The organism is Dyadobacter sp. 676 (assembly GCF_040448675.1).
Taxonomy (GTDB): Bacteria; Bacteroidota; Bacteroidia; order Cytophagales; family Spirosomataceae; genus Dyadobacter.
The window spans coordinates 1,073,388-1,084,885 of sequence record NZ_CP159289.1; the positions used below are offsets into that span (position 1 = coordinate 1,073,388).

General features: G+C 50.6%; 8 protein-coding genes and 2 pseudogenes. 2 read left to right on the forward strand and 8 right to left on the reverse strand.

What is annotated here, in order from left to right:
- Positions 1 to 83: 83 nt before the first annotated feature.
- The gene (locus ABV298_RS04890; RefSeq protein WP_353721057.1) at positions 84 to 494 is read right to left on the reverse strand and encodes a hypothetical protein; all 411 of its coding nucleotides are present in this window, start codon (positions 492 to 494) and stop codon (positions 84 to 86) included.
- Positions 495 to 1,379: 885 nt separating this feature from the next.
- Between ABV298_RS04890 and ABV298_RS04895 the strand changes: the two genes are divergently transcribed.
- Positions 1,380 to 2,867 (forward strand): gliding motility-associated C-terminal domain-containing protein, encoded by a 1,488-nt coding sequence (locus ABV298_RS04895; protein ID WP_353721058.1) that lies wholly within the window; start codon positions 1,380 to 1,382, stop codon positions 2,865 to 2,867.
- Between the two features lie 159 nt (positions 2,868 to 3,026).
- On the opposite strand, the gene ABV298_RS04900 is transcribed toward ABV298_RS04895, so the two are convergent.
- The 3 genes and pseudogenes from ABV298_RS04900 to ABV298_RS04910 all read right to left on the reverse strand — a co-directional run.
- Positions 3,027 to 3,296, reverse strand: a complete 270-nt coding sequence (locus tag ABV298_RS04900) for a Mov34/MPN/PAD-1 family protein (RefSeq protein WP_353723141.1) — start codon at positions 3,294 to 3,296, stop codon at positions 3,027 to 3,029.
- Between the two features lie 204 nt (positions 3,297 to 3,500).
- Positions 3,501 to 4,409 (reverse strand): response regulator, encoded by a 909-nt coding sequence (locus ABV298_RS04905; protein WP_353723142.1) that lies wholly within the window; start codon positions 4,407 to 4,409, stop codon positions 3,501 to 3,503.
- A 57-nt stretch (positions 4,410 to 4,466) separates the two neighbouring features.
- A pseudogene (locus ABV298_RS04910) lies at positions 4,467 to 5,149 on the reverse strand (HAMP domain-containing sensor histidine kinase); the annotation flags it as partial.
- Positions 5,150 to 5,904: 755 nt separating this feature from the next.
- On the opposite strand from ABV298_RS04910, the gene ABV298_RS04915 reads away from it, so the two are divergent.
- A complete protein-coding gene (locus tag ABV298_RS04915; RefSeq protein ID WP_353721059.1) occupies positions 5,905 to 7,272 on the forward strand; it encodes an MFS transporter in 1,368 nt (455 codons plus the stop codon).
- Positions 7,273 to 7,436: 164 nt separating this feature from the next.
- Here ABV298_RS04915 and ABV298_RS04920 read toward each other — a convergent pair.
- The 4 genes and pseudogenes from ABV298_RS04920 to ABV298_RS04935 all read right to left on the reverse strand — a co-directional run.
- Positions 7,437 to 8,315: pseudogene (locus tag ABV298_RS04920) on the reverse strand (glycosyltransferase family 9 protein); the annotation flags it as partial.
- Positions 8,308 to 8,886, reverse strand: coding sequence for an HAD family hydrolase (locus tag ABV298_RS04925; RefSeq protein WP_353721060.1), 579 nt, complete (start codon positions 8,884 to 8,886; stop codon positions 8,308 to 8,310). The gene ABV298_RS04925 and the pseudogene ABV298_RS04920, both read right to left, overlap by 8 nt.
- The gene (locus tag ABV298_RS04930; protein ID WP_353721061.1) at positions 8,876 to 10,195 is read right to left on the reverse strand and encodes a glycosyltransferase family 1 protein; all 1,320 of its coding nucleotides are present in this window, start codon (positions 10,193 to 10,195) and stop codon (positions 8,876 to 8,878) included. Before ABV298_RS04930 ends, ABV298_RS04925 begins: the two co-directional genes overlap by 11 nt.
- Entirely contained in the window at positions 10,170 to 11,486 is a 1,317-nt protein-coding gene (locus ABV298_RS04935) for a glycosyltransferase family 4 protein (protein ID WP_353721062.1), read from the reverse strand. Before ABV298_RS04935 ends, ABV298_RS04930 begins: the two co-directional genes overlap by 26 nt.
- Positions 11,487 to 11,498 lie beyond the last annotated feature (12 nt).

The following is an 11,498-nucleotide window of genomic DNA, read 5'->3' on the forward strand; positions in this document are numbered from 1 at the left end:
AAGCTGTTCCATACCTGCAAGCGGGTAGCGACGGGTCAGCTTTTCGGTTGTTTGGGTGGTACGCCACCGCGGTCAGACTTTTTTTAGAATCGGAATGTTAAATGTTCTTCCGCGATCTGTATGGCAGTTTCAAATGCTTCGGCTTTAAGTCGAAGGAACCGGTTTTCCTTTTCCGTTTCCAAAAGCCTTTGTTCCAGGGCTTTCAGATATGACGCATCAGTTTTCTTTTTCATAGTCTGAATAAATGACTCAAGAAATAAATATGGCTTTAAGCGATGCTTGAAGTACCACCGGTTAAGACGGCGGAGCTCGGTCTGCGAAATGTGCAGCGTCTGTTGGATCTGGTCTGCGGTGGCAATCTCCGCCCGGAATGTTCCGACAACCTTTCGTTTGAAAAGGAGCGATTTTCTACTTTTTTTATTTCGACCTAATATACTAATATACATGATGACAAAGGAAATCTTTGGTCTAAACGCAGGTTCTTGGTCAGACATACACTTGATTATTAGCCTTAAAGTACTGATTCAGTACCCTGAACTACCATGCCATAGTTCAGAAAACTTGGTGTGCCTTCAATAAAAAATCCCAGTTACTGGCTCTTTGATCCAGGCTCGAATATGTGGCAATTCAGTCAGATTTCGGAGTATCCTATAACGACCTACGCATTTACGGTCACATCAGGCTCGGCCTCGATAATTCAGAATTCCGGCGATGCTTATATTACAACTTCCACAGGTGCGACCATTTGCGTGACCGCTACCAACGTTTGTGGAAGCGGCGCCCCCTATTGCTTTTCTCTACCGGCAAGTGGCGGAATGCTGAGAGCAGTCTCACCAAATCCGGCGCAAAATGAACTGTTCATTCAATTTAGCAACGCCGAGAGAATGGAATTTCTACCCGAAGTTTAAATCTGTACCATGAGAGCTTAGCATCGGCTACTAAATCAGTTTCTATCAAGGAGGCTTTCGAAAGCAAAGCTTTAATTGATGGGGATAAATTAAAAATATCGGTATCAGATTTGCCCAGAGGTATTTACTACCTGCACGCGATACCGGCTCAGGGTTCAAAACAAGACATTCAAAAAGTGCGAATTGTTTTGAAGTAATTATAATACTTGTCTTACCGAATAAGCGACACCAAAGCCACAGCTTTAAACCTAGTGGCTTTGGTATCGACTAAACATTATGCTTAAAATCATAAAGTAAGACAAGTAACAGGAGACCAAACATTTCTTTATTAACAGGTCCGGACTATCGATTTTGTGCAAATAGGCGATGCGGCTCACGCTAATGGATAAAATGCGGCAGATTCGTAGGATTGTAGGCGGCACCTGGCTGCTACTTTTCTATGCGCCTTCTTACGGCTCGACGCCAAGATCGATGCCGACAATTTACAACTTTCAACATCCAACGACCACCGAAGTAGATTCGATCACCCTGCTGTCTGACGACGTCGCTTGTCGGGGCGGAGATCCTGTTTTAACAGTAACCGGGCAAGACGTGCGTTGGTACGCAGACCCAGGAAAAAAGGTACTTCTTGCAAACGGGAATACCTATCATTCCGCTTCATTGGAAAAAACAACCACTTTTTACTTGACTCAAAAAATTAATGGGATTGAGTCTGATGTGAAAGCGATTACGATTGAAATTGTTGAGGCTGTTCTCGTCGATTTAAAAACAACGCCCGCGAGTTGTGGTAAAAATGATGGGAGCCTAATTGTCACGGGTAAAGGAGGAACCGAAAAGTACCCGGTACGATTCAAGCTCAACGAAGGTCCCCTACAGACAACTTCAACTTTTAAAGATCTTGCGCCTGGCACTTACAAACTCACACTTCAGGCAGCCAAGTGCTTTGGCTCAATCGACGTAACAATTGGTCAACAGCCATCCCCAATTATCGCTAAGATAGACTCTGTTGCCCCTCGGTGCGGACAAAATGACGGCTCCTTGCGTATTGCCGCTTATGGCGGCAATGGTGCTCTAAGCTATTCACTGAATGGATCCGCTTTCTCTACAAATAACAGATTTGACAGTTTGACAGGCGGTGTTTACACGGTTATTGTTCGAGATCAAAGCCTTTGCACAGTATCTCAACAAGTCTTTTTAAGAAAGAGTGTCGCACTAGAGCTCAATAAAGTTGAGATAGTGCCTACATCGTGTGGGCAACCGAATGGAAAGGTTAACCTAGCGTTCGCAGAAGGAAACGGTGCTATATCATTTTCAATTTCAGGACGTCCGCCGCAGGCATCGCGTATTTTTGAGAATTTGCAGGCGGGTACTTACCAAGTCTCGGCAACCGATGAAGATGGCTGTGTTGGCAGTCAGGTTGTGGTGGTGAATGACAGCCGGGGCCCTACTATTGTCGCCGTTCATTCACAGCAGCCAACCTGTAACCTATCCGATGGACAACTATCGATATCGGTAGCCGGCCCTCGCCCGCATTTTTATAGTTTAGACTCGGTCAATTTCCAACAGGATTCATCGTTTCGGCAGCTTGCGCCAGGTAAGTATGTCATAACTGTTAAAGACGGTTCAGGCTGCGTTGTCCAAAGCAGAATTGATTTGGACGCGCCTTGCAGTAGTACGCTATCTATACCTTCTGCATTCACGCCAAACGAAGACGGAATAAACGATGCGTGGACAATTTTCTGTCCGGTTCCTACAATTGAAATTGAAGAGGTAAAAATATTTAGCCGTTGGGGCGAAGTTGTGTATATCAGCAGGCCCGGCACCTTAAATAGTGGATCTGCAATTTGGGATGGTAAGTATAATGGACAAGTGGTACGTGGTGTATTCGCTTACCGAATACTAGCCAAACTTCCCGGCCGTCAAATTCAGCTTCTTTTCGGTCAGGTAACTGTATTATAAGCTAGATATTCAAGCTGTTGGCTCTGGCTTTCTGGCATAAGTACGACACAAGTGAAGGTTCTTCCGAGCAATTAGAGTCCTGAATTTTTAGACAACCTGCTTCGCTCTTACGTCCATCGCGTTTTCAAGTCTTTACATACTCCAGACACCTTCCCGCTTCTAGAGTTGTGGATGCACAGGGTACGTAATAAGACGTGAAACGAAGCCTCTTTTATCAAGAACCCCGACATCCAGGACTTCAAAACCCTGGATAAGAAGCAAGACAAAATTTGTATTCAAACTTGTGAGCTTGAATTGTTCCCTTATCATACTCAAATCCCTCTGTGAAGGAGAAGGTGAACATTCCGGATGTGTATGCCATTCTCCCAAATAGATGATCTGGCCGTGGCTATTTTCAAATTCGTAATTAATAATAATTTGTCCACTAATCCGGTGTCGTTCAAAGGTCGTCCTGGTTCTTGACCTCTTCCCAGGTGTTCAGACGGTTGAAAGTAGAGTTTCCGGTGTTTTAATCTGCTAAGAAATGCATCCTCAATTAAATGAACAATTGGTGATGAGTTGTACTTACCTGATTCGATACTCGGATGCGCTCATTCGGTATATAAATCACCTTCACCGAATGGAGTCTTTGGCCTAGCTAAGCATCTTTTTAACTTCGTTGGGATTCTTGCCAAATACCTTTCTAAACTCTTTGCTGAAATACTTAGCATCTTCAAATCCGATCATTGTTGCCACTTCGCTGACGTTATAGACGCCGGATTCGAGAAGCTCCCTGGCCACATTAAGCCGGATAGCCTTTACGAATTCATTTATCGTTAAACCGGTGAGTGCGCGCATTTTCCGGTAAAGAACCGATAAGCTCATCCCGACATGCCCAGCCAGTTCATTAACCCCGAAGTCACGGTTCGATATATTTTCTTTGACCAACGTTCTTAGATTTGCAATAAAGGCCTCATTCACATTTTGGGCAATGCTATTTTCAGCCTCCTCACCTTCTAATGCCAACTGCCGGAAGCGCTTTTTTTGCTCATCCCTGACGCGAATCAGATTATCGATCTTTAATTCGAGAATGCGCGGATTAAACGGTTTGGCCAGATAGTCGTCTGCCCCTGCCGCAAGACCTTCAATAATTTGTTCGCTCTGCGTTTTGGCAGTTAAAAGCACGATGGGAATGTGTGAAGTCCCTGCGCTCGTTTTTAATTTGTTGCAAAGATCCAATCCGCTCATTTCAGGCATCATGACGTCGGATAGAATAATGTCAGGAATATGCGCATTTGCCAATTCTAGCCCCTGTAATCCGTTCTCTGCCTCAAGGATGTTATATTGTCCTTCAAAAATCTCTCTGAGAAACACGCGTAGCTGACCGTTATCCTCGACGATCAGAATAGTGTTGTTTTGTTTTGAAACCGCGGCATTGATGATAGCGGGCATTGCGATTTTCTCGGGGATCACAATATCTGCGTAGCCCCCGGAGTTCACCGCAATCTGCTCGGGGGAGAAATGCTTGTTCTCACGGAGCATTCTGATCGTCAATGCCGTCATCCCTGAAGCTGATTCGGATGCGAGACGGCTTTCCGCAGTGAGGGAGCCATGATGCTGCTCTATAATACTTTTCGATAGTGCCAACCCGATTCCGTAGCCGGGCTTTTCAGAATCCGCTTGATAGTAGTACTTGAACAGCTTTTGCAAATGCTCATCTGACATCCGGCACCGTTGTCCTGTACTGTAATGACTACTTCATCAGAAGTTTGAGTTATGTGCACCGCTACCTTGCCTCCCTCCGGTGTGAATTTAAAAGCATTACCTAACAAGTTATAAAATACCTTCTGCATCTGGGCAATGTCAAACCAGAGAAGTATAGGCGTATCTGGGCAAAGAAGCGATGTTTCGATGTGCTTTTCCTTTGCAATATGTTCAAATGCGGCGAGCACACTTTTGATAATCTTACCTACATCGTGCTCACGAGCTTGCAGGCGGACATTTCCGCTTTGGATTTTGCGAAAATCAAGCAGCTCGTTTACTAAAAGCATCAACCTGTCGGAGTTATCTCTTGCATAAGCCAGGTAATGATCAACATTTTTACCTTGAGTCGAATGCTGGAAAGCCTTTTCCAATGGCCCGCTGATCAACGAAAGGTGAGTCCTGATCTCATGCGAAATATTGGTAAAAAAATCGAGTTTGGTCTGGGTGAGTGCATTTTCCTTCCTGAACGAGGCCCGGAGCCAGAAGAAGCGTGCCCGCCGCCGCGCAATCTTCTGCGTCCGAACCTGAAAGCGAACCACCGGTCGGACAGCCGGTCAGGCTCGATGACGATGCCGGAATAGACTGATAACCCGCTTCCACCGGAAATACTGCCGGAGGTGTCGCGCTGAATGCGCTATTAGGGACGGTATAACTCCTAGGATCCACCACAGGTGGGGTCTGGATACCGAAATTAACAGGATCCAAAGTATATTGCAGGAATACCTCTCGGTAAATATCGCAGCACCCGCCTCTCCACCCCCCCGGGGATGAATGATACCAGGTAGTTTCCACAGGAATTTCCGGAAGCATATCTGGCTATACCGTACATTTTCCCACTCTACGGGATTGCTCGTGAAACAGCCGCAAAATCGGTTTACCGACTATCCGGCGGGGCAACTTCGCTGTACTTTGAAAGACATCGCCACCTTCCTCGTTTGCGGGCCCAACGACGGGAACTTAAATGGCGGGCAAATCCTGGAAGCAAAGGCTGCTCGGACATTTATGTCAACGGACCGGGTTTGGGGTTCCATACGAAGGCAATTTCAAAACCACGCATCCCCTATTGGTATGATTTTAATCGAAACCGCCCTTTACGACCGATGGAGCTGCTTTGCGGCCAACCGTACAATTTGACGAACAAACCGGACCACACCTATGATTCTAAAACCCAGGGAAAGACTGACCCAGGAGGAAGTTCAGAAAGGCCTGAACACCGTCCTCCAAGAAGGCCTGACCACTGAGGCCATGACCACGCTCACAGGGGGGCACATTCCTGGTCGCATTTGCCCTTCTGATGGGCGCCAACAACTTCCAGATCGGCCTGCTGGCATCGCTGCCGACGTTTACCAATATCTTCCAGCTCACGTCCGTCTGGCTGATCCGCCGCTACAACAATCGCCGGGCGGTGTCGGTGATCTGCTTGGTCCTTGCGCGGATTCCGCTCGTCCTCATCGGGATACTACCTTTTATTTTTCCCGGGGATGCACCGGTAAACCTGCTGCTCCTTTTCCTCTTTTTCTTCTACCTGTTCGGCTCCATCGCGGGGCCAAGCTGGAATGCCTGGATGAAGGACCTTGTGCCGGGGGAAATGCTGGGGGTTTATTTTTCCAAACGGGGGCGTTATGCGCAGATTCTCAACGTCGTGATGAGCATCGTCCTGGCACTCATCGTCGATTATATCCGCAAAAATTTCCCGGATTTCGAAATTACGGCTTATTCGATCATGTTCATGCTCGCAGGCGTAATCGGGCTGGCCGGGGCGTGGCTGTTGTCGACGGTGCCGGAACCAATGTCGTTCCTTGGAAAAGAAAACATCCTCAGAATGTTCCAGCGGCCGCTCAAAGACCTTAATTTCAGAAGGTTGCTGGTATTCAACTCGGCTTGGCTGTTCGCGGTAAATATGGCTACGCCGTTTTTCACGGTATTTATGCTGAAAACCCTCGGCCTGACGCTGATGTATATTGTCCCGCTCACCATTCTCAGCCAGCTCAGCAGCATCGTCACCATTGGCTACTGGGGCGTTTTCGCGGATCGTTACAGCAATAAAACGATCATCGCCATTTGTGCGCCATTGTACCTGTGCTGTGTCGTTGCATGGTGTTTTGTGGGGATTTATTCCAATCTGGTCTCGAACCTGGCATTACTGGCCGTCATCCATATCGCTAGCGGCGCAAGCAACGCAGGCACGAACCTGGCATTGACGAACATCGGCCTCAAACTGGCCCCGGCAAAAGAGGCTATTATTTATTTATCTGTAAAAAACATTATCACCTCCGTTTTCTCGTCCCTGGCTCCGCTTATCGGTGGCTATCTGGCCGATTACTACACCCTGCGGCAATTGCGTGTGATCGCCGAGTGGACGGGACCTCAATTGCAGAAAAGTTTCCGGCTGCTGCTTTTGCACGAATGGAATTTCCTTTTCCTGATCGGGGCGGTGCTGACGGTGATTGCCATTCAGTTGCTGCCGAGAGTACGTGAAGCGGGAGAAGTAAACAAGAGCATCGTGAAGCGTATTATGCGTACAAGCCTGCGCAGCAACCTGCGCGACTTTTTTGTAATAGATATTATCCTCAACTGGCAATCGGCCCTTACGGACATGCTCAAGAGGAAGCGGATAAGTGAAGACCGTCTCTCGGAACCCGATCGGTACCGCGGCCAGTAAGCAGCTTCTGAACGCCCCCCCAGCACAGCATGGGGCTCGGGATAAGGAATATCCTGAGTATAAATCCTTTCTGCAACATCCCGGATAACGGGGTTTTTGCTTCTTAGGTGACGGGGCACCGAAAACGGGAGCAGCTCATGCGCCGATTTCCACGGCGTATGCTGCGGGTTGGTTTGGGCATACAAAACCAGGACCGGCGCCTGCATCGCGGCGGCAATATGAATCGTCGCCGTATTGACCGATACGATGCAAGCCGCCCGGCCAACCAGCTGTATGAACTCAGCGATATCCAGCATTCCGGCCAGCGAAACTGCGAGGTTTCCTATTCCGTCGGCGATCTCGTCCGCAAGTCCGCTTTCGGAAGCGGAGCCTGTGACGAGCAAATGCATTCCGTACCTTTCTGCCAGCAGTTTTCCGGCCGCTATCCACCGCTCGGCGGGATACTCCCGCTTGGCTTCCGACACCCCGGGGTGCAAGATCATGAACGGGCCTTCGCCCGCACCGGCGAGCTTGCCGGCCAGCGTAGGCGTTGCTCCGGTTTTCAATATCAACCGGTCGTCGTCTACGCGTGCGCCGAGCGACCTCACCAGGTCCAGGTCACGTTCAACCTGATGTAATATACGCTGGTAGGGTTCCAGATCCGGAACCCAGTGCGTAAGTAAGTCATAGGGATTCTCCCGCGCGTATGCTACCCGCACGGGTATGCCCGCCATGTATGCGAGCATGGCTGCGGGAAGCGCGCTCTGGCTGTACACGGTGAAGATCACCACCGCGTCGAACGCCCGCTTTCGCAGATCATCGGCCAGGAGCAGCAGCGCTTCGCGGTCCATACCGTCGCTTTTCACCCATGGCAGCGAGGCCACGATCACGTCGTCTATGCAATCGAGATAGGGAGCGATAACGGCACCGGCCGGCGACGTAAGCAAGGTGATATGGCTTCCGAAAGATTGTTTCAATGCACGTATGGCCGGAGACGACATGATAACGTCGCCCATGTTATCGGCCCTGATACAAAGCACGTGCTGGCAAATATTGTCAGGCATCCCTTCTGATCGTCTGTGTGGTAATGTAATCTGTCGCGTCGAGAAAATAGCGTGTGGTATAATCCGGTTCACGGTACGGGCCTGTTTCCCATTCGGTTTCGTTGCCGTTATCGATCAGCACGGTCCGGCAACCAGCCCTTTTCCCCGCTTCCACATCGTTCAGAATATCGCCTATCATCCACGACTGTCCCAAATCGATGTTCAGTTCGCGCGCGGCGCGCAGCAGCAGGCCCGGTTCCGGTTTGCGGCATTCGCAAGCCGGCTCCGCGGTAGCCGGAAGATGCGGGCAATAGTAGAATCCCGACAGCACCAGCCCGTTTTGCGCAAACTGGTCGTCAAAATAATGGATCAATGCGTCCAGTTCGGTTTGGGAAAACAAGCCCATGGCAATGCCCGGCTGGTTAGAGACGATCACCAGCCGGTAGCCGTCCCCGTGTAATGTCCGCAATCCCTCAAAAACATCCTCCTCGAACACCACTTTCGCAGGATCCACATTATAGGGTTCGTCGCGGATGAGGGTGCCGTCTTTATCGAGGAAAACCGCCTTTACCAACTCCTGATCAGGACGCATAGGTAATCGCATTTGCCTGGTAGCCCACCAGCGGTTTGCTTTGCTTTCTCAGGTCCAGCAGATAAGCCGGCTTCGTTTTGCGCTCGCCGATCACCCGCGTGTACAGCCGGTCGGCCTTCCGGGCCACGAACGACCAGGTAAAGTGCTCGTTGACGCGCTTCAAGGCGTTCCGGCAAAGTTGCCCGTATTTGTCGGGACAGGCAATACCGGTCTTCACGGCCTCCGCCAATGCCTCCGGATCGTGCGGCGGCACAAGGAAACCGGTTTCTCCATGCCGGACCGTGTATTTGATCCCTCCAACCTCGGAGCCGATCACCGGCGTACCGCAAGCCATCGCTTCCAGCGGGGTAATGCCGAAAGGTTCGTACCAGGGAGTCGAAATAAAGAAATCGGCGGCTTGGTAATAGTATTTCAGCTGCCGGCGGTTTCTCCGTCCCGTAAACAGCACCTTATCTTCCACTCCTTCGGCTTTTGCGAGGGCTTTCAGGCGTTTGAACTCAGGGTCGCGGTCGAAATCCGGCTTTTCATCGGAACCACCCACCACGAGCAATTTGATACGGGGAATATCGCGCAGGTAACGCATCGCACGGATCACATTATCGACACCCTTCCGGGGTACAATACGCCCGAGTTGTAACAAAACAACTTCGTTTTTGTGCAGCCCAAGCCTGCGCCGTGCACCCGCCTTCGACGCAGGGCCGAATTCTTCCGAACTAAACCCGCACGGAATGATCGTAATGCGCGAAGGATCGGCTTGATAATGTTCGATCAGGTCCTGGCGGTCCTGCGGGCATTCGGCTATGATATAATCGGCATCTTCCACGATCATCTGTTCGATGTCCAGCCTGGAAGCCGGGAACGCGTCAAGCTCCTTCTGATGGATCATCCGGATTTTCCCCAGGGCATGGAAAGTAACCACGTACGGAATGCCGAGGATCAGTTTAATGCGCGAAGCCACCAGTCCCGACATAAAGAAATTGGCATGCACCAGTTCATATTGCAGGTGCATGCGCCGGATCAGCCTTACCATACTGGTCGTAAACTCGTCCATAAAGCCCAGCAACTGCTCCTTGGGCACTTCGCGGGCAGGCCCCGCCTCGACGTGCACGACCCGGATCCCGGGCAGCCAGTCGACAATCTCGGGGAGGTCCTCATCATCTTTTCTGGTAAAAATATCGATGGTGTAACCCAGCCTGGCGAGCGACTTGCAAATTTCGGCCACGTACACGTTCTGGCCGCCACTGTCGACCCCGCCCAGCACCGCCAGCGGCGATGCGTGTTCGCTAATAAATGCTATTTTCCTTTTCATGATGATGAAGTTGAATAGTTTCTCTGAAGATAGTTTCCCATTCGGAGGTAAACCGGCCGATCGCAAACCTGTCTCCCGCGATCCGCCGGGCATTTTCGCCCATACGCCGCGCGAGGCCGGGGTCGTCGATCAGCTTACGCATGCCTTCGATGAGTTTGTCGGGGTTGGTGTCGATAAATCCGGATTCCCCATCCTTAATCACCGTCACGTACTCGGTAGTAGCCATGGCCACGACCGGCATGCCGGTCATCATCGCCTCACAAACGGCCAGTCCGAAACTGGTGTACCGGATAGGGTTGAAAAAGAAGCGGTAGCGGCTGATGAAACCGGGCAACTGTGGGTTGAGCACTTCGCCCAGGCCACCGGATTCTTCGGTCCCCATTCCGATGAGGTCTATCGGTACGTGTTTTCGTACTTCCTCGAAAACGTCCCAGCCGGTAATCCGCCCGCGCTGCTGAATGTGGTTGATGACCACAATGCCCTTTGGAATATCCCCTTTCCAGGAGATCTCCGGAATACATACGCCATGCTCGATCACCCGCACGTGGGGCAGACCGCCATTGTCCCACATCAGTTTGTTGAAATGCGTCACGTGCACCAGGGTTACCGCGGGGTCGGTCATGACGTGCCGGGTGTTGGTAGGGTGCCGCTCGGGGGTATTATGTTCCACATACAGCCTCGGCAGGCGTTTCTGGACATCCGAGAGGATATCGTGCTGGTCGATCAGGAAGTTACGCTCCGACTGGAACAGGATACAGTCGAACTCCATGTTCCGCACTTCGGCCGCCGGTACTTCGATCACGTTCGCACCGAAAGGGAAAGTTTTGCCGCGGCCGTAATAGCCCTCCGTCCGTGCCTGGTTGACCGGGATGTAAATGTCATAATTGCCTTGTGAAAGGTAGTACAGATAACTTCCATGAATATGCCATGTGAAGATTTTCAGCCGTGGTTTAATGGCGCTCGTCCCATCCATATTTGTTGCGTTTGAATTGAAACAGACGCCGCCCTGTAAAAAACAATGCCATTCGGGAAGAAACGCTTTCCTGATTGCGAGGCTGTTACCGGCCGGCACCCGGAAGTATGGGAGAACCGCTTCCAAACGCAACGTATAGGCACATTTCCGTCGTCCTGCCGTGCAGGGAAGAAGTTCCACAGGTAAGAAACGCCCCGTCCGGACAGGAGCGGGCGCTTTCCGGGAAAGATTCATACGCGCATTATACAGATCGTGCGCGAGGCGCTTTCCGGCCCGGGCGAATGCCTCTTTCGGCCGTCCCGGAAAGGTAACTGGCATGGTACTTGTACG

Bases quoted from the DNA above. Each gene is read 5' to 3' on its own strand.
- ABV298_RS04890 (WP_353721057.1), bottom strand. From the start codon at position 494: ATGTCTGACCAAGAACCTGCGTTTAGACCAAAGATTTCCTTTGTCATC.
- ABV298_RS04895 (WP_353721058.1), top strand. From the start codon at position 1,380: ATGCCGACAATTTACAACTTTCAACATCCAACGACCACCGAAGTAGAT.
- ABV298_RS04905 (WP_353723142.1), bottom strand. From the start codon at position 4,409: ATGACGGCATTGACGATCAGAATGCTCCGTGAGAACAAGCATTTCTCC.
- ABV298_RS04915 (WP_353721059.1), top strand. From the start codon at position 5,905: ATGGGCGCCAACAACTTCCAGATCGGCCTGCTGGCATCGCTGCCGACG.
- ABV298_RS04925 (WP_353721060.1), bottom strand. From the start codon at position 8,886: ATGCGTCCTGATCAGGAGTTGGTAAAGGCGGTTTTCCTCGATAAAGAC.
- ABV298_RS04930 (WP_353721061.1), bottom strand. From the start codon at position 10,195: ATGAAAAGGAAAATAGCATTTATTAGCGAACACGCATCGCCGCTGGCG.
- ABV298_RS04935 (WP_353721062.1), bottom strand. From the start codon at position 11,486: ATGCCAGTTACCTTTCCGGGACGGCCGAAAGAGGCATTCGCCCGGGCC.